General features: G+C 73.7%; 23 protein-coding genes and 1 pseudogene. 19 read left to right on the top strand and 5 right to left on the bottom strand.

All coding sequences use genetic code 11. The features are described 5' to 3' along the window. The first annotated feature begins 1 nt into the window (after position 1). The 4 genes from CHR28_RS25365 (at position 2) to CHR28_RS25350 (ending at position 5,435) form a co-directional block, all read left to right on the top strand. Positions 2 to 1,966: a prolyl oligopeptidase family serine peptidase gene (locus tag CHR28_RS25365; RefSeq protein ID WP_094055999.1), complete on the top strand. Its 1,965-nt coding sequence runs from the start codon at positions 2 to 4 to the stop codon at positions 1,964 to 1,966. Next, entirely contained in the window at positions 1,963 to 2,895 is a 933-nt protein-coding gene (locus tag CHR28_RS25360; protein ID WP_094055998.1) for a S66 peptidase family protein, read from the top strand. The genes CHR28_RS25365 and CHR28_RS25360 overlap by 4 nt, the downstream gene beginning before the upstream one ends. Positions 2,896 to 3,058: 163 nt before the next feature. Continuing rightward, positions 3,059 to 4,843, top strand: a complete 1,785-nt coding sequence (locus CHR28_RS25355; RefSeq protein WP_256984395.1) for a CocE/NonD family hydrolase — start codon at positions 3,059 to 3,061, stop codon at positions 4,841 to 4,843. A gap of 31 nt (positions 4,844 to 4,874) precedes the next feature. Continuing rightward, the gene (locus CHR28_RS25350; protein WP_094055996.1) at positions 4,875 to 5,435 is read left to right on the top strand and encodes a GNAT family N-acetyltransferase; all 561 of its coding nucleotides are present in this window, start codon (positions 4,875 to 4,877) and stop codon (positions 5,433 to 5,435) included. 16 nt (positions 5,436 to 5,451) lie between these two features. Here the strand turns inward: CHR28_RS25350 and CHR28_RS25345 are convergent, their stop codons facing one another. Continuing rightward, on the bottom strand, positions 5,452 to 5,799 hold the full coding sequence (locus tag CHR28_RS25345) for a VOC family protein (protein WP_094055995.1): 348 nt from the start codon (positions 5,797 to 5,799) through the stop codon (positions 5,452 to 5,454). A gap of 48 nt (positions 5,800 to 5,847) precedes the next feature. Here CHR28_RS25345 and CHR28_RS25340 point away from each other — a divergent pair, with 48 nt between their 5' ends. Together CHR28_RS25340 and CHR28_RS25335 are read left to right on the top strand one after the other, a co-directional pair. Then, a complete protein-coding gene (locus tag CHR28_RS25340; protein WP_094055994.1) occupies positions 5,848 to 6,324 on the top strand; it encodes a phage holin family protein in 477 nt (158 codons plus the stop codon). A gap of 6 nt (positions 6,325 to 6,330) precedes the next feature. Beyond that, positions 6,331 to 7,361 (top strand): annotated as a pseudogene (locus CHR28_RS25335) (SDR family oxidoreductase). 87 nt (positions 7,362 to 7,448) lie between these two features. Here the strand turns inward: CHR28_RS25335 and CHR28_RS25330 are convergent. Beyond that, on the bottom strand, positions 7,449 to 7,790 hold the full coding sequence (locus CHR28_RS25330; protein WP_094056089.1) for a hypothetical protein: 342 nt from the start codon (positions 7,788 to 7,790) through the stop codon (positions 7,449 to 7,451). Between the two features lie 90 nt (positions 7,791 to 7,880). Beyond that, positions 7,881 to 8,834: an LLM class F420-dependent oxidoreductase gene (locus CHR28_RS25325; RefSeq protein ID WP_094055993.1), complete on the bottom strand. Its 954-nt coding sequence runs from the start codon at positions 8,832 to 8,834 to the stop codon at positions 7,881 to 7,883. Positions 8,835 to 8,997: 163 nt separating this feature from the next. Between CHR28_RS25325 and CHR28_RS25320 the strand changes: the two genes are divergently transcribed. The 13 genes from CHR28_RS25320 to CHR28_RS25260 all read left to right on the top strand — a co-directional run bounded on the left by CHR28_RS25320 (position 8,998) and on the right by CHR28_RS25260 (position 19,166). After that, a complete protein-coding gene (locus CHR28_RS25320; RefSeq protein WP_094055992.1) occupies positions 8,998 to 11,028 on the top strand; it encodes an FAD-dependent oxidoreductase in 2,031 nt (676 codons plus the stop codon). 18 nt (positions 11,029 to 11,046) lie between these two features. Beyond that, positions 11,047 to 12,894 (top strand): transketolase, encoded by a 1,848-nt coding sequence (locus CHR28_RS25315; RefSeq protein ID WP_094055991.1) that lies wholly within the window; start codon positions 11,047 to 11,049, stop codon positions 12,892 to 12,894. Continuing rightward, on the top strand, positions 12,891 to 13,817 hold the full coding sequence (ligD, locus tag CHR28_RS25310; RefSeq protein ID WP_094055990.1) for a non-homologous end-joining DNA ligase: 927 nt from the start codon (positions 12,891 to 12,893) through the stop codon (positions 13,815 to 13,817). Before CHR28_RS25315 ends, ligD begins: the two co-directional genes overlap by 4 nt. Before the next feature lie 93 nt (positions 13,818 to 13,910). Further along, the gene (locus CHR28_RS25305) at positions 13,911 to 14,291 is read left to right on the top strand and encodes a gas vesicle protein GvpO (RefSeq protein ID WP_094056088.1); all 381 of its coding nucleotides are present in this window, start codon (positions 13,911 to 13,913) and stop codon (positions 14,289 to 14,291) included. A gap of 49 nt (positions 14,292 to 14,340) precedes the next feature. Continuing rightward, positions 14,341 to 14,763, top strand: a complete 423-nt coding sequence (locus CHR28_RS25300; RefSeq protein ID WP_094055989.1) for a gas vesicle structural protein GvpA — start codon at positions 14,341 to 14,343, stop codon at positions 14,761 to 14,763. Continuing rightward, entirely contained in the window at positions 14,760 to 15,533 is a 774-nt protein-coding gene (locus CHR28_RS25295; protein ID WP_094055988.1) for a GvpL/GvpF family gas vesicle protein, read from the top strand. The genes CHR28_RS25300 and CHR28_RS25295 overlap by 4 nt, the downstream gene beginning before the upstream one ends. Positions 15,534 to 15,537: 4 nt before the next feature. Continuing rightward, positions 15,538 to 15,801 (top strand): gas vesicle protein GvpG, encoded by a 264-nt coding sequence (locus CHR28_RS25290; protein ID WP_094055987.1) that lies wholly within the window; start codon positions 15,538 to 15,540, stop codon positions 15,799 to 15,801. After that, entirely contained in the window at positions 15,798 to 16,409 is a 612-nt protein-coding gene (locus CHR28_RS37860; RefSeq protein WP_094055986.1) for a DNA primase, read from the top strand. Before CHR28_RS25290 ends, CHR28_RS37860 begins: the two co-directional genes overlap by 4 nt. Beyond that, positions 16,406 to 17,557, top strand: coding sequence for an SRPBCC family protein (locus tag CHR28_RS25280; RefSeq protein ID WP_094055985.1), 1,152 nt, complete (start codon positions 16,406 to 16,408; stop codon positions 17,555 to 17,557). The genes CHR28_RS37860 and CHR28_RS25280 overlap by 4 nt, the downstream gene beginning before the upstream one ends. Further along, positions 17,554 to 17,892 (top strand): gas vesicle protein, encoded by a 339-nt coding sequence (locus CHR28_RS25275; RefSeq protein ID WP_094055984.1) that lies wholly within the window; start codon positions 17,554 to 17,556, stop codon positions 17,890 to 17,892. The genes CHR28_RS25280 and CHR28_RS25275 overlap by 4 nt, the downstream gene beginning before the upstream one ends. Further along, on the top strand, positions 17,889 to 18,644 hold the full coding sequence (locus tag CHR28_RS25270) for a GvpL/GvpF family gas vesicle protein (protein WP_094055983.1): 756 nt from the start codon (positions 17,889 to 17,891) through the stop codon (positions 18,642 to 18,644). Before CHR28_RS25275 ends, CHR28_RS25270 begins: the two co-directional genes overlap by 4 nt. Positions 18,645 to 18,660: 16 nt before the next feature. Then, a complete protein-coding gene (locus CHR28_RS25265) occupies positions 18,661 to 18,849 on the top strand; it encodes a gas vesicle protein (RefSeq protein ID WP_003994122.1) in 189 nt (62 codons plus the stop codon). Next, positions 18,846 to 19,166: a gas vesicle protein K gene (locus tag CHR28_RS25260; protein WP_094055982.1), complete on the top strand. Its 321-nt coding sequence runs from the start codon at positions 18,846 to 18,848 to the stop codon at positions 19,164 to 19,166. Before CHR28_RS25265 ends, CHR28_RS25260 begins: the two co-directional genes overlap by 4 nt. A gap of 135 nt (positions 19,167 to 19,301) precedes the next feature. Here the strand turns inward: CHR28_RS25260 and CHR28_RS25255 are convergent, their stop codons facing one another. After that, positions 19,302 to 20,120: a methyltransferase domain-containing protein gene (locus CHR28_RS25255; RefSeq protein WP_094055981.1), complete on the bottom strand. Its 819-nt coding sequence runs from the start codon at positions 20,118 to 20,120 to the stop codon at positions 19,302 to 19,304. Positions 20,121 to 20,219: 99 nt separating this feature from the next. After that, the coding region (locus CHR28_RS25250) for a diacylglycerol/lipid kinase family protein (RefSeq protein ID WP_107473138.1) at positions 20,220 to 21,512 on the bottom strand (1,293 nt) is incomplete at its 5' end.

Below are 21,512 nucleotides of genomic sequence, written 5' to 3'. Positions count from 1 at the left end.
AGTGGGGGAGACGGTGCGGACGCTGGCGTACGGGGCCTGGCCCTCGCCCATCGACGCGGCCCTGGCCGCCGCGCACGACGGGCACCCGGAGTACGTGGGCTTCGTCGGGGACGAGGTGTGGTGGACCGAACCGCGCCCCGCCGAGGGCGGCCGGCGCACCCTGGTGCGGCGGCACGCCGACGGCCGGGAGGAGCCGCTGCTGCCGTCGCCGTGGAACGTGCGCAGCCGCGTCATCGAGTACGGCGGACACCCCTGGGCGGCCCTCCCGGGCGACGACGGCCCGCTGGTGGTGTTCGTGGACTTCGCCGACCAGCGGCTGTACCGCTTGCGGCCGGGCGGTGAACCGAGCCCCCTCACGCCCGTCTCCCCGGTGGGCGCCGGTCTGCGCTGGGCGGAGCCGCTGCTGCGGCCGGAGCTCGGCGAGGTGTGGTGCGTGCTGGAGGAGTTCACCGGCGACGGGCCCACCGATGTGCGCCGCGTCCTGGCCGCCGTGCCGCTGGACGGATCCGCCGCGCAGGACCGGGGCGCCGTGCGCGAACTCACCGACGACCGGCACCGGTTCGTGACCGGACCGCGGCTCTCGCCCGACGGACGGCGGGCGGCCTGGCTCGCCTGGGACCATCCCCGCATGCCCTGGGACGGCACCGAACTGGTCCTCGCCGACGTCGGGCCCGACGGCACCCTGCGCGGCGCCCGCACCGTGGCCGGCGGGCCCGGGGAGGCGATCGCCCAGGCCGACTGGACGCACGACAACCGCCTGCTGCACGCCGGCGACCGCACCGGCTGGTGGAACCTCTACCTCGACGGGCAGCCGGTGTGCCCGCGCGAGGAGGAGTTCGCCGACGCGCTGTGGAAGCTGGGGTCGAGATGGTTCACGCCCCTGGCGAGCGGCCTGGTCGCCGTCGTGCACGGCCGGGGCGCCACCGCCCTCGGCGTCCTCGACCCCGAGACGGGCGAGGTCGTCGACGCGGCCGGGCCCTGGACCGAGTTCGCGCCCACGCTCGCGGCCCACGGCGAACGGGTCGTCGCCGTCGGCGCCAGCCCGCGCAGCGCCTACGAGGTCGTGGAACTGGACACGCGCACCGGCCACGCCCGGGTCGTCGGCGCCGAGCACGACGACGCCGTGGACCCCGCCTTCTACCCCGAGCCGCAGATCCGCACCTTCACCGGCCCGGACGGGCGCGACATCCACGCCCACATCTACCCGCCGCACCACCCCGCCTGCGTCGCGCCCGGCGACGAACTGCCGCCGTACGTCGTCTGGGCGCACGGCGGGCCCACCGGCCGCGCCCCCCTCGTGCTCGACCTGGAGATCGCCTACTTCACCTCGCGCGGCATCGGCGTCGCCGAGGTCAACTACGGCGGCTCCACCGGCTACGGCCGCGCCTACCGCGAGCGGCTGCGCGAGCAGTGGGGCGTGGTCGACGTCGAGGACTGCGCCGCCGTCGCGCTGGCCCTCGCCGACGAGGGCACCGCCGACCGCGGCCGGCTCGCCGTGCGGGGCGGCAGCGCGGGCGGCTGGACCGCGGCCGCCTCGCTCACCACGACCGACGTGTACGCCTGCGGCACCATCAAGTACCCCATCCTCGACCTCGCCGGCTGGGGCACGGGGGAGACCCACGACTTCGAGTCGCTGTACCTGGAGAGCCTGATCGGCCCGCTCGCCGAGGTGCCCGCCCGGTACGCCGAGCGCTCGCCCGCCGCCCACGCCGACCGGCTGCGCGTGCCGTTCCTGCTGCTCCAGGGCCTGGACGACGTGATCTGCCCGCCGGTCCAGTGCGAGCGGTTCCTGGCCCGGCTGGCAGGCCGGAAGGTGCCGCACGCCTATCTCGCCTTCGAGGGGGAGGGACACGGCTTCCGCAGGGCGGAGACCATGGTGCGCGCCCTGGAGGCCGAACTGTCCCTGTACGCCCAGGTGTTCCGGCTGAACCCGCTCGGCGTCCCCACCCTGGAGCTCACCAAGTGAAACCCCTCGTCCGGCCGCCCCGGCTCGCACCCGGCGCCCGCGTGGCCGTCGTCGCACCGAGCGGCCCGGTGCCCGAGGAGCGGCTGCAGGCCGGGCTCGACGTCCTGCGCGGCTGGGACCTCGACCCCGTCGTGGCGCCCCATGTGCCGGGCCGGCACGGGACGTTGGCCTACCTGTCCGCCACGGACGGGCAGCGGGCCGCCGATCTGCAGGACGCCTGGTGCGACCCGTCGGTCTCCGCGGTGCTGTGCGCCCGGGGCGGCTACGGCGCGCAGCGCATGGTCGACCTCCTCGACTGGGACGCGATGCGGGCCGCGGGCCCGAAGGTGTTCGCCGGCTTCAGCGACATCACCGTCCTGCACCAGGCCTTCGCCACCCGCCTGGGCCTGGTCACCCTGTACGGGCCCGCGGTCGCCGGTGTCGACTTCCTCAAGCAGGCCCGGGCCCAGGAGCACTTGCGGGCCACCCTGTTCGCGCCGGAGGCCGTGCGGACCCTCACCGCCGTGCCCCCGGGCGGGGGTGCTCTGGTGCCCGGGCGGGCCCGGGGCGTCACGCTGGGCGGCTGTCTGAGCCTCCTCGCGAGCGACCTCGGCACCCCGCACGCCCACGCCGGAGCCCGGGGCGGACTGCTGCTCATGGAGGACGTCGGCGAGAGCCCCTACCGACTGGACCGGTGTCTGACCCAACTTCTGCGCGCGGGCTGGCTGGACGGGGTCGCCGGGATCCTGCTCGGCTCCTGGGCGGCCTGCGGTCCGTACGAGGACCTGCGCGCGGTCTTCGCCGACCGGCTGGGCGGCCTCGGCGTGCCGGTCGCGGAGGAGTTCGGGTTCGGGCACGGCGACGGCGCGCTGACCATGCCCTTCGGTGTCCCGGCCGAACTCGACGCCGGAGCGGGCACATTGACGCTCGACGAACCGGCCCTCGGCTGAGCGGGACAGCTGCTGAAAACCTGTCAAGAAACCCTCGTTTCGGTGATTGACGCCTCCTGACACGTGTCACACCATGGCTACCGGCCGGTACCTACTGGTCGGTATCCAGCTTCGCCGGGTCATCCGGATCAGTCCTGCCGTTGTCCTCATCGTGGAGGTCCGTGTGTCCCGACGCCTTCCCAGGTTCCGCGCACCCCTCGCACTCGCCCTGGGCGCCGCCCTGGCCGTCCCGCTCGCCCTCACCTCGCCCGCGGCGGCGGCCGGCACCTACACCGTCACCCCGCTGACGTTCACCGTCCAGGCTGGCGGGCGCTCCTGCGCGGTCGACGCCGACCTGTACCGCCCGGCGGGCGTCGACCGGGACCACCCGGCGCCCGCCGTGCTGGGCACGAACGGCTTCGGCGGCAGCAAGTCCGACGGTTCGACCGACACCATCGGCAAGGCCTTCGCCCAGCGCGGATACGTCTCGCTCGTCTACTCGGGGCTCGGCTTCGGCCGCAGCGGCTGCCTCGTCTCCCTCGACGACCCGGACATCGACGGCGCCGCGGCCTCGCAACTCGTCGACTTCCTCGGCGGGAAACGCGCCGCCGACGACGGCACCACCGCCGACTTCGTCACGCGCGACGCCCCCGGCGACCCCCGGGTCGGCATGATCGGCGGCTCCTACGGCGGTGCCGTGCAACTGGCGACGGCCGCCGTCGACCACCGCCTCGACGCGCTCGTCCCGATGATCACCTGGAACGACCTGGCGTACGCGCTCGACCCGAACAACGCCGTCGGCGCCTCCGGCGTCCCCGGCGCCTTCAAATGGCAGTGGACCAACGGCTTCTACCTCATCGGCGAGGGCCAGCCGCTGCTCCGGCCCAGCCTCGACCCGTCCCGCGTCAACTCCCTGGCCTGCCTGCACTTCGTCACCGAGGCCTGCCGGACCGTCCACACCCTCAACTCCGGCCGCTACCCCGCCGACCGCACCGCCGAGCTCCTCGCCTTCGCACGCCGCGTCTCGCCCGTGTCGTACCTGCACCGCGTCAAGGCGCCCACCCTGCTCATCCAGGGACAGGCCGACACGCTGTTCAACCTCAACGAGGCGACGGCGACGTACCGGACGCTCAAGGCACAGGGCACGCCCGTGAAGATGATCTGGCAGTCCTGGGGGCACAGCGGCGGCATCTCCGGCCCCGCGGCCGCCGCCGAGCTCGACCTGTCGAAGGGCAACCTGGAGACCAGCTACGTCGGCCGCCGGATCCTCTCCTGGTTCGACCGGCATCTGCGCAAGCAGGGCCACACCGACACAGGGCCGGCCTTCGCCTACCACCGCGACTGGATCGCCGACCCGGACCGCACCTACGCCGGCGCCGACCGCCTGCCCGCCCTCGGCCGCACCCTGTACCTCTCCGGCGACGGCCGGCTCGTCGACCACCCCGCCCAGGTGACACCGGGCCGCCGCACCTACACCAACTGGGCGATCCCGACGAGCCATTCGGAGAGCTCCCTGGCCGGGCTGCTCGGGATGCCGGACTCGCCGCCGCGCGACGCCAAGGGCACCCACCTCGCCTGGACCAGCGCCCCGCTGAAGCGGCCCCTGGACGTCGTCGGCGCGCCCCGCGCCACACTCAGGGTCGTCTCCCCGAAGGCCGAGCGCACCCAGCACTCCGGCGACGCGGCCGACCGGCTCGTCCTGTTCGCCAAGGTCTACGACATCGCCCCCGACGGCACCCGCACCCTGGTGCGCCGCCTGGTCGCACCCGTCCGGGTGCCCGACGTGACCAGGAGCTTCACCGTCACGCTGCCCGGCATCGTGCACCGCTACGACACCGGGCACCGGCTGCGGTTCGTGATCGCGGCGAGCGACGACGCCTACTTCGGCAACCGCGGCATCAAGCCGGTGACCGTCGTCAGCGGGCCGGGCCACACCGGGATGCTGCGGCTGCCCGTGGCCGGCCCCTGAGCGACCGGGCCCGCGAGGTTACTGTGGCGGGGTGTCCCCCACCGCATCCCCCTACCTCGCCGAAGGCCCCCGGGTGGGCATCCGGCACTTCACCCTCGACGACGGCGCCGAGTTCACCGCCCGGGCCCGGGAGAGCGAGGACCTGCACCGCCCCTGGCTCTTCCCGCCCCTCACCGCCCCGGCGTACTCCGCGTACGCGCGCCGGCTGAGCGAGGACCCCACCCGGGCCGGCTTCCTGGTCTGCGAGAAAGGCGACGGCGCCATCGCCGGGTTCATCAACATCAACAACATCGTCGAGGGCGGCTTCCGGTCCGGGGCCCTCGGCTACGGCGCCTTCGCGCACGCCGCCGGACGCGGACTGATGCGCGAAGGACTGAACCTCGTCGTGGGGTACGCGTTCGGCCCCCTGCGGCTGCACCGGCTGGAGATCAACGTCCAGCCCCGCAACGCCGCGTCGATCGCCCTGGCCCGCGGCTGCGGATTCCGCCTGGAGGGCTTCTCGCCGAAGATGCTCTTCGTCGACGGGGCCTGGCGCGACCACGAACGCTGGGCGATCACCGCCGAGATGACCGAACGGCCGGGACGGCGCTGAGCCGGCCCCGCCCGCGTCACGCCCGGCGGTCCACGTACTCGTAGACCGAGCCGTCGGGGTGCAGGGCGATCAGATTGCGGCCCGCCGGGGAGGCGATCGGGCCCGCGACGACGTGCGCGCCCAGCTCGGTGAGCACCTTGTGGGTCTCCTCCACATCCGTCACGGCGATCGTCGCCGCCACCTTGCGCAGCAGCTCCAGCTCGGCCGGCGGACCGCTCATCAGCAGGAAGCAGCCGATCGCCGCCACCTGGACACCGCCCCGTTCGAAGCGCTGGGCGGTGCCGCCCGCCAGCCGCTCGTAGAAGGGGATCGCCGTCTCGAGGTCGTCGACGCAGACGCGCAGTGTGGCACCCAGAATCTCCATGCGCACGAGCCTAGTTACCGGCCGGGGGGCGAGGGTACCCGACCGGGCATGAAGCCGTTGGATCACCTGGAGCATCTGGACAAGCATCTGGTCGACGAGCTGGCGCAGGTGGCGCGCGAGACCGTACGGGACGAGCTGCGCGAGCAGACGCGCAAGCAGCGCCGCAAGGCGGCGCTGTACGCCGCGTCGGGCGCCCTCGCCCTGTACGCGGGCGCGGCCCTCGCGCTCGCCGTGGGACTGGCCCTCGCCCTCGGCCTGCCCGACTGGGCCGCCGCGCTGATCACCGCCGTGATCCTGGGTGTCCTGGCCTACGTGCTGCGCGGCATGGCCAGGCCCTCCCGGCCGGGCGGCCATGCGGCGGGCGCCGCCCCGGGCCACGGCGGAGCGGACCGGACCGCCGGGGGCATGCCCGTCCCGCCGATCCCGCCGGCCCCGCCCGTCGCGGGCAGCCCCGCCGGGACCGCCCCGGGCACCGTGCCCCCGCGCCCGGCCGACGACCCGGACGTCCCGCACCACCGGGCGTGATGCCCGGTGCGCACGACGGGACCGTCCCGCAACGGCCGCCGCGTGGTCGTCGTGACGGGAGCCACCGGCGGCGTCGGACGGGCCACGGCCCGGGCCTTCGCCGCCCGGGGCGACAAGGTCGCCCTGCTCGCCCGCGGGCGTGAGGGACTCGCCGCGGCGGCGGACGACGTACGGCGCGCCGGGGGCGAGGCGCTCGTCGTGAGCGTGGACGTCTCCGACGCCCGGGCCGTGGAGGACGCCGCCCGACAGGTCGAGGACACGCTCGGGCCCGTCGACGTGTGGGTCGACAACGCCTTCACGGGGGTGTTCGCGCCCTTCACGGAGGTCACTCCGGAGGAGTTCCGGCGCGTCACCGAGGTGACGTACCTGGGCTTCGTGAACGGCACCCGCGCCGCCCTGCGCCACATGCTGCCGCGCGACCGCGGCACGATCGTGCAGGTCGGCTCCACGCTCGCCTACCAGGGCATCCCGCTGGAGGCGGCGTACTGCGGGCCAAGCACGCGATCCAGGGGTTCAACGAGTCCCTGCGCTGCGAACTGCTGCACGCGGGCAGCGGGGTGCGTACGACCATGGTGCAACTGCCGGGCGTCAACACCCCGCAGTTCGACTGGGTGCTGAACCGCATGCCCGGGCGGGCCCGGCCGGTCGCGCCCGTGTACCAGCCGGAGGTCGCGGCCCGGGCCATCGTGCACGCGGCGTCGCACGCCCGGCGCCGGGAGTACGGGGTGGGCGGCTCCACGGCCGCCACGCTCATCGCCAACGCGGTCGCGCCCGGGCTGCTGGACCGCTACCTGGCACGCACCAACGTCGACGCCCAGCAGGACCGGGGCGCGCCCGACGGGCCGGCGAACCTCTGGGAGCCCGCCGACGGGCCGCGCGGCAGGGACTACGGCGCGCACGGGCGCTTCGACGACGAGGCCAAGGGCGGCGGCCCGCAGCAGTGGCTGTCCCGTAACCGAGGATGGCTGGGCGCGGCCCTCACGGCCGGAGCCGGGGTCCTGGCGACCCGCAGACTGACCGGGCAGGTCCGCCGCTGAGCGCGACCGAGCTGGTCCGCCGCCGGCCGCGCGACCGGACTGGACCGGACCGCCGCTGATCGCGCAACCGGGCCGGGCCGGCGCTGACTAACCGTGCTTCGCGGTCGGCTGGGGTTCCTCGTCCGTGTCCAGGAACCGCAGCAGCACCCGTGCCTCCGCCCGGAGGCGTTCCGCGCGGGCGGCGTGCGCGGGCGCGGTCAGCCGGGCTGCCGCCTCCAGCCGCTCGTCGGCCTCGGCACGCACCACGTCGAGCACCTCACGCTCGCCGAGTTCACGCCGGGCCGCCTCGGTGGCGCCGGCGCCGGCCGGAGAGGCCTCCAGCGCCCCCGCGCGCGGGGAGTCCTCGTCCAGCGGGACCGCCTCGGCGTTGTCCAGCGCGGCCAGCGTGCCCCGCAGGGCACTCACCGCGGCCTTGTCACGGGACCGGATCGCCTCCGGCAGGGCGGCACGCAGACGCAGACGAAGAGACATGCCGGTGACTGTAGGCGACCTGCTCCCGCGCCACCTCACCATTTCCGCTCACGGCAGCTGCGGCAGCACCTTCGTGCGGTAGAAGTCGAAGAAGCCGCGCAGGTCCGGGCCGATCTGGTTGACGTAGACCCGGTCGAAGCCGGCGTCGGCGAACTGCTTCAGCTCCGCCACGTGCTCGTCCACGTCGTCGCCGCACACCCGGTTCTCGCGCACCATGTCCTCGGTGACCAGCTGCTGCGCCTGCTCGAAGTGCTTGGGCGAGGGCAGCACCTGGCCCAGCTCGCCCGGCAGCTGCTCGTTCGCCCAGAGCCGGTGGACGGTGCGCACGGCCTCCTCCTTGTCGGTGCCGTAGCAGACCTTGGTGCCGCCGCTGACCAGCTTTCCGCCGCCCCCGCCCTTGCGGTACTGCTCCACCATCGTCTCGTCCGGCATGACCGTGATGTAGCCGTCGCCGACGCGGGACGCGAGCGCGGTCGCCGCCGGGCCGAAGCCGGAGATGTCGATCGGGATCGGCACGTCCGGGACCGTGTACAGACGGGCGTTCTCGACCGTGTAGTGCGGGCCGTGGTGATTGACCTCCTCGCCCGTGAACAGGCGGCGCATCACCTGGATCGCCTCCTCCAGCATGTCCAGCCGGACGTGGGCCGGCGGCCAGTGGTCGCCCAGGATGTGCTCGTTGAGGGCCTCGCCCGAGCCGACGCCGAGCCGGAAGCGGTTGTTCGTCATCACCGCGCTGGTCGCCGCGGCCTGCGCCACCACCGCCGGGTGCATGCGCACGGTCGGGCAGGTCACCGCCGTCTCGACCGGCAGGGACACCGCCTCGGACAGCGCGCCGATCACGGACCACACGAACGGGCTCTGGCCCTGCTCGTCGTTCCACGGGTGGTAGTGGTCGGAGATCCACAGCGCCTGGAAACCGGCCTGCTCGGCCATCCGCGCCTGCTCGATCAGCTCCGCGGGTCCGTACTGCTCGCAGGAGAGGAAATATCCGTACTCGGGCATGAGGGAGTGCCTCCGCGACGTCGGCGGTCCGTATCCCGCACCGGGTACCCGGGCGGGCGGCCGGAAACCGGCCGCGCCGGGGCGGGCGGACGTTTGGGTGCCCTGGCCAGGGGGACGCGGAAGGCTCCCGAGGTACGCGAACAGCGCCGGAGGCGAGTCAACCGTGAGTCGACCCCGCATCGTGATCGTCGGTGCCGGTTTCGCCGGATACCGCACGGCCCGCACACTGTCCCGGCTCACCCGGGGCCGGGCCCACATCACCCTGCTGAACCCGACCGACTACTTCCTCTATCTGCCCCTGCTGCCCCAGGTCGCCGCGGGCATTCTGGAGCCGCGCCGGGTGACGGTCTCCCTCTCCGACACGCTGCCGCGCGTACGGCTGGTGCTGGGCGGGGCCGACCGGATCGACCTGGACGAGCGCACCGTGCACTACACGGGTCCCGAGGGCGAGGAGGGCACGCTCGCCTACGACCGGCTGGTGCTGGCCGCGGGCAGCGTCAACAAGCTGCTGCCGATCCCCGGCGTCGCCGAGCACGCACACGGCTTCCGCGGCCTGCCCGAGGCGCTGTACCTGCGCGACCACGTGACCCGGCAGGTGGAGCTCGCGGCCGCCGCCGACGACCCGAAGACGTGCGCCGCGCGCTGCACCTTCGTCGTGGTCGGAGCGGGATACACCGGCACCGAGGTCGCCGCGCACGGGCAGATGTTCACCGACGCGCAGGTCCGCAGGCACCCGCTGCGGCGGGGCATGCGGCCGCGCTGGATGCTGCTGGACGTGGCGCTGCGGGTGCTGCCCGAGATGGACCCGAAGCTGTCCGCCACCGCCGACCGGGTGCTGCGGCAGCGGGGCGTGGACGTGCGGATGGGCACCTCCGTGAAGGAGGCCACGCACGACGGGGTCCTGCTGACCGACGGCGAGTTCGTCGACACGCGGACCCTGGTGTGGTGCGTGGGCGTGCGGCCCGACCCGCTGGTGGAGTCCCTCGGGCTGCCGATGGAGAAGGGACGGCTGCTCGTCGACCCGCAGCTGCAGGTGCCCGGGCGGCCGGAGGTGTTCTCGTGCGGCGACGTGGCCGCCGTGCCCGATCTGGAGAAACCCGGCGCCTACACGCCGATGACCGCGCAGCACGCCTGGCGGCAGGGCAGGATCGCGGCCGGGAACGTCGCCGCGTCCCTGGGGCTGGGCGGGACGCGCAAGCCGTACCGCCATCGCGACCTGGGCTTCGTGGTCGACCTGGGCGGTGCGAAGGCCGCGGCCAATCCGCTCGGCGTGACCCTCTCCGGCGTGCCGGCGGGCGCGGTGACGCGCGGCTACCACCTCGCCGCCATGCCCGGCAACCGGGTGCGGGTCGCCGCCGACTGGCTGCTGGACGCGGTACTGCCGCGCCAGGCCGTGCAGTTGGGGCTCGTACGGTCCTGGTCCGTGCCGCTGGACACGTCGTCGCCCGAGGTCGCCCGGGTGCCGGGCGGGCCCGGGCAGCGGCAGGAGACGAGCGCGCGGTCGGGGCCGGGGGCGGCGATCGAGGCCGACACGCACGGCGGGGGAACCGGCGCGGGGTCCGAGGGGGCCCGGGCCGGTGACGAGCCCGCGAAGGGGCGGCCCGGACCCGCCGCGGCCGGACCCCGGCCCGGGTCCGGGTCCGGGCCGGCGGTGCTGCGCCGCTTCGAGTCCGACACGGCGAAGGGCCGCCCGGACGACGGAGCGCCCGGCGACCACCCCGGCTCCGCCTCCGCGGTGCTGCGCCCCTCCGAGTCGGACACGGCGAAGGGCCGCCCGCACGGGGGAGCGACGACCGCCGGCCCCGGCAGCGACCCGGCGAAGCCTCACCCCGGCGGTGAGCCGGTGAAGAACCAGCCGGGTGGCGAACCCGCGCGGAACCAGCCGGGTGGTGAGCCGGCCAAGAGTCAGCCGGGTGGTGAGCCGGCGCGGAACCAGCCGGGTGGCGAACCCGCGCGGAACCAGCCGGGTGGTGAGCCGGCCAAGAGTCAGCCGGGTGGTGAGCCGGCCAAGAATCAGCCGGGTGGTGAGCCGGCCAAGAATCAGCCGGGTGGTGAGCCCGTCGAGGAGCAGTCGGGTGGTGGGGTCGGCGGGGGCCGGGACGTGTCCGGGCCGGCGCCGCCCGACGATCAGCCGCCCCCGGGGCCCGGCACCTCTCCCGGGCCCGTCAAGCGAACCGACGTCCCGGACGACTGACTCTGCGAAAGGAGACTCATGAACACCGGTGAACTCACCGACCTCGGACAGCAGCTGCGCGTGGACAGCGTCCGCGCCGCCGCCGCGGCGGGCTCCGGGCACCCGACGTCCTCGATGTCCGCCGCCGACCTGATGGCCGTGCTGCTCGCCCACCACTTCCGCTACGACTTCGACCGCCCGGCCCACCCGGGCAACGACCGCTTCGTGCTGTCCAAGGGCCACGCCTCCCCGCTGATGTACGCCGCGTACAAGGCGGCCGGCGTCATCGACGACGAGGAACTGCTCACCTTCCGCAAGCTCGGCAGCCGCCTCGAAGGGCACCCCACCCCGCAGCGCCTGCCCTGGGTCGAGACGGCCACCGGCTCGCTCGGGCAGGGCCTGCCCGTCGGCGTCGGCATCGCCCTGGCGGGCAAGCGCCTGGACCGCACCGACCACCGCACCTGGGTGCTGTGCGGCGACAGCGAACTGGCCGAGGGCTCCGTGTGGGAGGCCGCCGAGCACGCCGGCCACGAGCACCTGGACAACCTCACCGTGATCGTCGACGTCAACCGGCTCGGCCAGCGCGGCCCGACCCGGCACGGCCACGACCTGGACGCCTACGCCCGCCGCTTCCAGGCCTTCGACTGGCACACCGTCGAGATCGACGGCCACGACGTGGACGCCATCGACCGCGCCTACGGCGAGGCCGCCTCCACCAAGGGCCAGCCCACCGCGATCCTCGCCCGCACCCTCAAGGGCAAGGGCGTCGAGGCCGTCCAGGACCGCGAGGGCCTGCACGGCAAGCCGCTGCCCGAGGCCGACGAGGCGATCGCCGAACTCGGCGGCTCCCGCGACCTGCGCATCCACGTGCAGGAGCCGCCCGCCACGCGCATGCTGCACTCCGTCCACACCGGGGACATCGAGCTCCCGCGCTGGGACAAGGGCGAGGAGGTCGCCACCCGCAACGCCTTCGGCGAGGCGCTCGCCGCGCTCGGCACCGGCCGCGGCGACATCGTCGCCCTGGACGGCGAGGTCGGTGACTCCACCCGCGCCGAGTTCTTCGCCAAGGAGCACCCCGACCGCTACTTCGAGTGCTACATCGCCGAGCAGCAGCTGGTCGCCTCGGCGGTCGGACTCGCCTCCCGCGGCTGGGTACCGTACGCCGCCACCTTCGCGGCCTTCCTGACCCGGGCGTACGACTTCATCAGGATGGCCTCCGTCAGCGGCTCCGGCATCAACCTCGTCGGCTCGCACGCCGGTGTCGCGATCGGCCAGGACGGGCCCAGCCAGATGGGTCTGGAGGACCTGGCCATGATGCGGGCCGTGCACGGCTCGACCGTGCTGTACCCGTGCGACGCCAACCAGACCGCGCGGCTCGTCGGCGCCATGGCCGGCCTGGAGGGCATCCGCTACCTGCGCACCTCCCGCGGCGAGAGCCCGGTGATCTACGGCCCGGACGAGGAGTTCCCGGTCGGCGGCAGCAAGGTGCTGCGCTCCTCCGGCGAGGACCGGCTGACGCTGGTCGCCGCGGGCGTCACCGTGCACGAGGCCCTGGCCGCCGCCGACGCGCTGGAGGAGCAGGGCATCCGCGCGCGGGTGATCGACCTGTACTCGGTTAAGCCCGTCGACCGCGCCACCCTGCGCCGGGCCGCCGAGGAGACCGGCTGCCTGGTGACCGTGGAGGACCACCACCCGGAGGGCGGCATCGGCGACGCCGTCCTCGACGCGTTCACCGACGGCCGGCCCGTGCCGCGGCTGGTGCGGCTGGCCGTGCGGACCATGCCCGGCTCGGCGTCCCCGGAGGAGCAGCTGCACGCCGCCGGCATCGACGCGGAGTCCATCGCGGCGGCCGGACGGCTGCTGGTGGAGGAGGCGGTCGTGCCGTGAGCGGCGACGGCACGCGCGCCGTGCGGGCGGGCCGCCGCACGGTGGAGGTGCACCGGCCGGACAAGGTGCTCTTCCCCGGCGGCGGCGACGCCAAGGAGTACACCAAGGGCGACCTGATCGACTACCACCGGGCCGTGGCGCCCTTCATGCTGCCGCACCTGCGCGGCCGGCCCCTGATGCTGGAACGGCACCCGGACGGCATCGACGGGCCCCGTTTCATGCAGAAGAACACCCCCGAGCACTACCCGGAGTGGATCAGGCGCGTCGAGCTGGCCAAGGAGGGCGGAACCGTCCGCCACGCCGTGTGCGACGACACCGCCACCCTGCTCTACCTGGCCGACCAGGCGAGCATCACCCTGCACCGCTGGCTGTCCCGCGCCGACAGCCCCGACCACCCCGACCGGATGGTCTTCGACCTCGATCCGGCAGGCGACGACTTCGAGGCCGTGCGGGAGGCGGCCGGCCTGCTCGGGGAACTGCTCGACGAGCTGGAGCTGCCGTCGGCGCTGATGACCACCGGCTCGCGCGGGCTGCACGTGATCGTGCCGCTGAACGGCCGGCACGACTTCGACGAGGTGCGCGCCTTCGCCCGGGACGTCGCCGACACCCTCGCCGACGCCCACCCCGACCGGCTCACCACCGCCGCCCGCAAGAAGGAGCGCGGCGAGCGGCTCTACCTCGACATCCAGCGCAACGCCTACGCGCAGACCGCCGTCGCGCCCTTCACCGTCCGGCCCCGGCCGGGGGCACCCGTGGCCACCCCGATCACCTGGGAGCAACTGGACGATCCCGAGCTGAACGCCCGCCGCTATACCGTCGCCGACGCGGTCGAGCAGGCCCGCACCGATCCCTGGTCGGGCCTGCTCGCCCGGGGCCGGGCGCTCGGTCCGGCCCGGCGGCGGCTGAACGCGCTGCGCGGCTGAGCCCGCCCGCCCCGAAAACCGGACGGTGGCAGATGCACGCGTCCGTAGAGGTTTGGCGAACACGCTTGCGGCCACACGGAGGGGGAGGTGGCCATGTCGAACACAAAAAACACGCAAGACTCACAGAGTTCACAGGAGTCGCAGGAGTCACAGGACTCCCGGAACTCGCGATCTTCGAACGACCACGAGACGGCCCGGAAGCGGCCGAGCCCGATGGAGGTGCTGCGCCAGGCGCGCGGCCAGCTCGCGGAGCTCACCGGCATGGAAGCCGAGTCCGTGTCGTCCTTCGAGCAGACGGAGGAAGGCTGGGCGCTGGAGGTCGAGGTCCTCGAACTCGAGCGCGTGCCCGACACGATGAGCCTGATGGCGAGCTACCAGGTGGAGCTCGACAGCGACGGGCAGCTCACGGGCTACCGGCGGGTCCGCCGCTACGAACGCGGTCGTTCGGACGCGCGCAGGTCCGGCGGCCGCTAGGCCGCCCGGCCGGACCACCCGTATCCCTACACGAGGAGGAACACCCGGCATGACTGTCGTACCGGCACAGCAGACCGGCGGCGGAGGCGGCAGCAGCGGTCTCTACGACGTGCTCGAACTCGTTCTGGACAGGGGGCTCGTGATCGACGCGTTCGTTCGTGTCTCCCTGGTGGGCATCGAAATCCTCAAGATCGACGTCCGGGTCGTCGTCGCCAGCGTCGACACCTATCTGCGCTTCGCCGAGGCGTGCAACCGGCTCGACCTGGAGGCCGGGCCGCGCAAGGACCCCGGCCTGCCCGACCTGGTCGGGGAGATGACCGAGTCCGGCGCACGCGGCAAGTCCAAGGGGGCGCTGTCCGGCGCCGCCGAGACCATCTCCGACGCCTTCAAGCAGGGTCGGAGCGAGAGTGAGACCGAGTCGCGTCCGCGTGCCCGCAAGACGTCGGCACGCCGGAAGGAGGAGCAGGAGTGAGCACCTACGTCTACGGCATCGCGGCGAGTTCCCACCCCGCGCTTCCGGAGGGCATGGGTGGCGTCGGCGACCCGCCCCGCCCGGTGCGCATCCTGCGCGAGGGCGACCTGGCCGCCGTCGTCAGTGAGGCGCCCGAAAACCTGCGGCCCAAGCGCAAGGACCTGCTCGCCCACCAGAACGTGCTCAGCGAGGCCGGTGCGGCCGGCTGCGTGCTGCCGATGAGGTTCGGCAGCGTCGCCCCGGACGACAACTCCATCACGGCGGTGCTCGCCGAGCGCGCCGAGCACTACAAGGAGCGGCTGCAGGCCCTGGACAACCGGGTCGAGTACAACATCAAGGCCAACCATGTCGAAGAGGCCGTCCTGCACCAGGTGATGGCCGAGAGCCCCGACATCCGGAGCCTGGCTGAGGCCAACCGCCAGGCGGGCGGCGGGAGTTACGACGACAAGATCCGGCTCGGCGAGATGGTCGCCGCCGCGGTCAAGGCCAAGGAGGCCGACGACGGCGCCGCCCTGCAGCGCGCCCTGGAGGGGGCCGCCGACGACGTCAGCGTGGGCCCCGAGTCCACCGGCTGGCTGGCCAACGTGTCGTACCTGGTGGACCGGGAGTCGGCCGAGTCCTTCCTGGCCGCGGTCGAGCAGGTGCGCAAGGACATGCCGCACCTGGAGGTGCGGGTCAACGGCCCGCTGCCGCCGTACAGCTTCGTCGAGCCCGGCCCGGCCGAGCCGGCCGGCACCGCCGCGGGTGGCACGGACACCGGAGCGGGGTGACGACGTGGGCCTGATCTCTGAGGTGCTGCTGCTGCCGTTCGCACCGGTGCGCGGCAGCGCCTGGGCCATCAAGCAGGTCGTCCAGGAGGCCGAGCGCATCTACTACGACCCCGCCACGATCCGGGCCGAACTGGCCCGCCTGGAGGAGCAGCTGGAGGCCGGGGAGATCACGGAGGAGGAGTTCGACCGGCAGGAGGACGAACTCCTCGACCGGTTGGAGACCGCTTCGCGCGGGAGCGCGGGAACAGGCAACGGGACGACACGATGAACCGAATGGGACTGGGTCTCGCCATAGGGGCCGGATACCTCCTGGGGCGGACCAAGAAACTCAAGATGGCAGTCGCCGTCGGCGGACTGGTGGCCGGCAAGAAGCTGAACCTGAGTCCGCGCATGGTCGCGGACCTGGTCCAGCAGCAGCTGAAGAACAACCCGCAGTTCAAGGAGATCGGCGACCAGCTGCGGGGCGAGCTGCAGGGGGTCGGCAAGGCCGCCTCCGGCGCCCTGGTCGAGCGCCAGCTCGACGCGCTCGCCGACCGGCTGCACGGCCGCACCGCCCAGATGCGCGAGCAACTGAACGGCGGGGGGTCCGGCCGCCGCGACGAGGACGCGGACGACGCCTACGACGACGAGGACGAGGAGCCCGAGGGCGAGGAGCCCGAGGACTCCGGCCGCGAGGAGGACGAGGAGCCGGAGGCCGAGAAGGCTCCCGCCAAGAAGGCTCCGGCGAAGAAGGCCGCGAAGAAGGCCCCCGCGAAGAAGACGGCGGCGGCCCGCAAGACGGCGGCGAAGAAGACCTCGGCCGCGAGAAAGACGGCCGCGGGGAACCGGGGCGGCGGCAGCCGCTCCCGGCAGCCGAAGGGAGGCGGTGAGGAATGACCGACACCCTCGGATCGGCGAAGTCCGCCGCGAACGGAGCGTCGAAGAACCCGCTGGCCGACGTGGCCCACAGCGAGGCCGCCGACCGGCTGAAGGCGGAGGTGCAGGAGTACTTCGCCGCGCAGGCCACCCGCATGCTGACCGGCGTGGGCCGCAAGCTCGGCGAGACCACCGGCAAGCTGAACGACATCGCCGAGGGCAACAGCCCCGGCCTCGGCAAGCTCGCCCTGTCGGGCGGCCGCAAGCTCGCCGAGGGCAAGAACCCGTTGCGGGCCGCGGTGGAGACCGGCGGCTCGGCCCTGAAGGACAAGGTCACCGGCGCCTTCAAGAACCTGGGCGGCGGCAAGAAGAAGGGCAAGGGCCGGTCCGGCAACAAGCCGACGGTCATCATCGAGCACATCGACGTCGGCGTGCCGCTGCGCACCGCCTACGACCAGTGGACGCAGTACCAGGACTTCAGCACCTTCGCCAAGGGCGTCAAGAGCGCGAGCCGCGACGACGACACCCACACCGACTGGCAGGCGAAGATCTGGTGGTCCAACCGCAGCTGGAAGGCGAAGACGACCGAGCAGGTGCCCGACGGCCGCATCTCGTGGACGTCGGAGGGCGCCAAGGGCACCACCAAGGGCGTCGTCTCCTTCCACCGGCTCGCGGACAACCTCACCCGCGTCCTGCTGGTCATCGAGTACTACCCGTCCGGCTTCTTCGAGAAGACCGGCAACATCTGGCGCGCCCAGGGCCGCCGTGCGCGGCTCGACCTGAAGAACTTCGCCCGCTTCATCACCATCAAGGGCGAGGCGGAGGACGGCTGGCGCGGCGAGATCCGCGACGGCGAGGTCGTCACCAGTCACGAGGACGCCCTGGCCGAGGAGGAGTCCGAGTCGGAGGAGTCGCAGGAGGGCTCGGAGGCCCGCGACGAGGACACCGAGGAGGACACCGAGGAGCCGGAGGGCGAGTACGAGGACGAGGAGGAGGAAGACGAGGCGCCCGAGGGCGAGTACGAGGACGAGGAAGAGCCCGAGGACGAGCCCGAGGCGGAGTACGACGAGGACGAGGAAGAGCCCGAGGACGAGCCCGAGGCGGAGTACGACGAGGACGAGGAGGACGAGTACGAGGACCAGGACGTCGAGGCGGGGAGCCGGCGATGACGACGCCCAGCAGGATGCCCGAACCCTACGGCCAGGCAAGCGGCGCCAACCTCGCCGACATCCTGGAGCGGGTGCTCGACAAGGGCATCGTGATCGCGGGCGACATCCGCATCAACCTGCTCGACATCGAACTCCTCACGATCAAACTGCGGCTGATCGTGGCCTCCGTCGACAAGGCGAAGGAGATGGGCATCGACTGGTGGGAGACCGACCCGGCGCTCAGCTCGCGGGCCCGTCGGGACGAACTGACCCGTGAGAACGCCGAGTTGCGCGAGAGGCTGGCCCGGCTGGAGGAACTGGAGCCCGGCCGTGCGGAGAAGAAGGAGGCACCGTGACCGGACTGCGGTACGTCTACGCCGTCTGCCGCCCCTTCAGTACCCCGCTCCAGGCCCAGTTGACGGGGGTGGCGGGCGATCCGCCCCGAGCGCTGACTCACCGCGGCCTGGTGGCCGTGGTGAGTCACGTACCGGAGCGGGACTTCGCCGAGGAGGCGCTCCGGGCCCATCTGGAGGACCTGGACTGGCTCACCGCCACCGCCCGCGCCCACCAGGGCGTGATCGACGCGCTCACCACCGTCACGACCCCGCTGCCGCTGCGGCTCGGCACCGTCTTCCTGGACGACAGCGGCGTCCGGTCGATGATGGAGGCCCGCGAGGAGGACTTCCACCGCACCCTCGACCGGCTGGAGGGCCGGGTCGAGTGGGGCGTCAAGGTCTACGCCGAGTCCGGCCCCCAGGAGAGCGCCCGCCCGGCGGAGAAGCCCGCCTCGGGCCGGGACTACCTGCGGCAGCGGCGCATGCAGACGCGGTCGCACGAGGAGATGTGGCAGAAGGCCGAGGCGTTCTCCACCCGGCTGCACGAGAGGCTCTCCGCGTTCGCGGAGGACTCCCGGCTGCACCCGCCGCAGAATCCGGCGCTGTCCAAGGCGTCCGGGCGGAACGTGCTCAACGCCGCCTATCTCGTACCGCGCACGCACTCCGAGGAGTTCGTGGAGATGGTCGACCGCACGAAGGACGAAGCGCCCGGACTGCGCGTCGAACTCACCGGCCCCTGGGCCGCCTATTCGTTCGCCGGGGAGGACACATGAGCGACGGGGAGAAGCCGTGACCGTAGTGGAACGCCGTGAGGTGGCCCTCGTGGACCTGCTCGACCGGCTGCTCGCCGGCGGCGTCGTCATCACGGGGGACATCACGCTGCGGATCGCCGACGTCGACCTCGTCCGCATCGACCTCAACGCGCTGATCAGCTCGGTGAACGCCCAGGTGCCCTCACCGTTCGAGGAGTTGCTGTGACCTCCCCCGAGCCCCGGCCGGGCCCCGGTGAGCCCGACCGCCCCCGCCGCAGGGTCGAGCTGGAGCCGGACACCGTCGAGCGCGACCTCATCAAACTCGTGCTGACGGTGGTGGAGTTGCTGCGCCAGCTCATGGAGCGCCAGGCGCTGCGCCGGTTCGACGTGGGGGACCTGAGCGAGGACCAGGAGGAGCGGATCGGGCTCACGCTCATGCTGCTGGAGGAGCGGATGGCGGAGCTGCGCGACCGCTACGGGCTGCGGCCCGAGGACCTCAATCTGGACCTCGGCCCGCTCGGCCCGCTGCTGCCCCGGGACTGACCCGGCCCGGCTCGGGCACCGACCCGGGCCCGGGTCCGGGAGTGACCCGGTTCGCGGTCGGCAGTGGCCCGGTTCGCGTCCGGCAGTGATCCGGCCCGGCTCCGGCACCCACCCGGGCTCGGCTCCGGGACCGGCTCAGTGCTTGCGGCAGAGGATCTCGCCGTGCAGGACGCTGAACCAGCCGTCCTCCCGCGTACCCCACTCCCGCCAGGCCGCGGCGACGTCCCGCAGCTCGTCCTCGCTCGCGTGCCCGCCCTCCACGGCCCGCTCCGCGTACGCCGACGCCAGCGTGCGGTCGGCCCACAGACCGCTCCACCAGGCCCGCTCCTCGGGGGTGGCGAAGGTCCAGGTGCCGGAGCCGGCCGTGATGTCCGTGAACCCGGCCCGCAGCGCCCAGGCCCGCAGCCGTCGCCCCGCGTCCGGCTCACCGCCGTTGCCGCGGGCGACCCGGCGGTACAGGTCCAGCCAGGCGTCGAGACCCTCAGAGGCCGGGTACCAGGTCATCGCCTCGTAGTCGGCGTCCCGCACGGCGACGAACCCGCCTGGCCTGGTGACCCTCTTCATCTCCCGCAGCGCGCGCACCGGGTCGCCGACGTGCTGGAGCACCTGGTGGGCGTGGACCACGCAGAAGGTGTCGTCCGGGTAGTCCAGGGCGTGCACGTCGGCGACCGCGAAGTCCACGTTGGCCAGACCCCGGCCCGCCGCCGTCGCGCGGGCCTGCTCCAGGATCCCCGGCGCCCGGTCGACCCCGGTGACGTGCCCGTCGGGCACGCGCTCCGCCAGGTCGGCGGTGATGGTGCCCGGTCCGCAGCCGACGTCCAGGATCCTCATGTGCGGCTCGAGCGAAGGCAGCAGGTACGCGGCCGAGTTTGCGGCGGTCCGCCAGGTGTGCGAGCGCAGCACCGATTCATGGTGCCTGTGCGTGTAGACGGCGGTCTCCCGAGGTTCCGGCATGGCGGACCCCACCCCTTCCGTTCCGGTCGGCATGGGGCCACCGTACGCAGTTCGGCCGAATGATGAGACCGGCATCTCGCTATGCGGTCTGACAGGTCGTCAGTACCCGGTGATGGGGCGGTAGACCGTCAGCGCCTCGGGCAGCTTCTCCAGCGTCACCCGGCCCTCCACCTCGGTCACCTCGCCGTCGTAGGCGAGGAGCGTGCCGGGCGCCACGTGGTCCAGACGCAGCCGCCCCACCTGCACGGCCGCGTGGGCGGGGGACCGGGTCAGGGGTCCGGCGAGCGCCGCCGCCAGCAGCCGCACCGCCGGCCGGCGGCCCCCGTGCACGACCCGCACGTCGAGCTGCCCGTCGGCCAGGTCCACCCGGCGCCCGGGCGCCAGCCCCATGCGGTGATACGTGCCGTTGCCGGCGAACAGCAGCCACAGGGGACGCGTGCGCCCCCGGAACTCGGCCGCCAGCGGATGCCGGTCGGCCCGCAGCACGCGCAGGGCCGCCAGCACCCCGGCCGGCCAGCCGCCGATCCGGTGCGAGAAGCGCTCCCGCTCCCGCACGAGCTCCGGATACACGCCGACACTGCACGTGTTGAGGAAGACGCCGTGGCGGTCCCCGCAGGAGAACCGCCCCACGTCCACGCGCACGGCGTCCCCCTGACGCAGCGCACGGGCGAGATCGCGCACGTCCTCCACGCCCAGGTCGTGGGCGAAGTGGTTGAGGGTGCCGCCGGGCAGGACGGCGAGGGGGACACCGCAGCGGAGCGCGACACGGGCCGCGGTGTTCACCGTGCCGTCGCCGCCGCACACCCCGAGGACCCGGGCGCGGGCGGCGGCCTTCTCCAGCTCGGCTGGCACCTCGTGCGGTGCGCACTCGACGACCTCGGCCCGCGGCAGGGCGTCCCGGAGCGCCCGGGCCCGCTCGGCGGTTCCCGAGGCGGTGTTCGCCACGAGCACGAGCCCGTCACCCTCCAGCAGCGCCGGGACCTCGGCACGGGGGTGGGCCGGCGGGATGGTCTGCCCCCGCGTCGGCACCAGGGCGCGCAGGGCGAACGCGGCGCCCACGCCCAGGGCAGCGCCCGCGACGACCTCGCTCGGGAAGTGGGCACGGTCACGGACGCGCGCGAGGGCGACCGAGCCGGCCACCGGGGCGGTGACCGCGCCCCAGGCCGGGGACTCCAGGGCGACACCGGCCGCGAAGGCGGCGGCCCGCGCCGCGCGGCCGGAGGGGAACGAGGTGGTGACCGGCCGCAGCCTGCGCAGCAGCGGGTACGGGGCCAGGGCCGGCCGGGGCCGGCGGACCGGGCGCGGGCCGAGGGCCTTGGTGGCCAGGGCGGCCAGCGCTGTCGAGGCCAGGCCCCGGGTCGCCGCGCGGCGGGCGCGGGGCGTGCGGCTCGC

The sequence above is a fragment of the Streptomyces sp. XY006 genome, assembly GCF_002237655.1.
In the GTDB taxonomy this organism is placed as follows: Bacteria; Actinomycetota; Actinomycetes; order Streptomycetales; family Streptomycetaceae; genus Streptomyces; species Streptomyces levis.
Note: the sequence above shows the minus strand (reverse complement) of the source record. Positions and strands in the feature narration are given on the sequence as shown.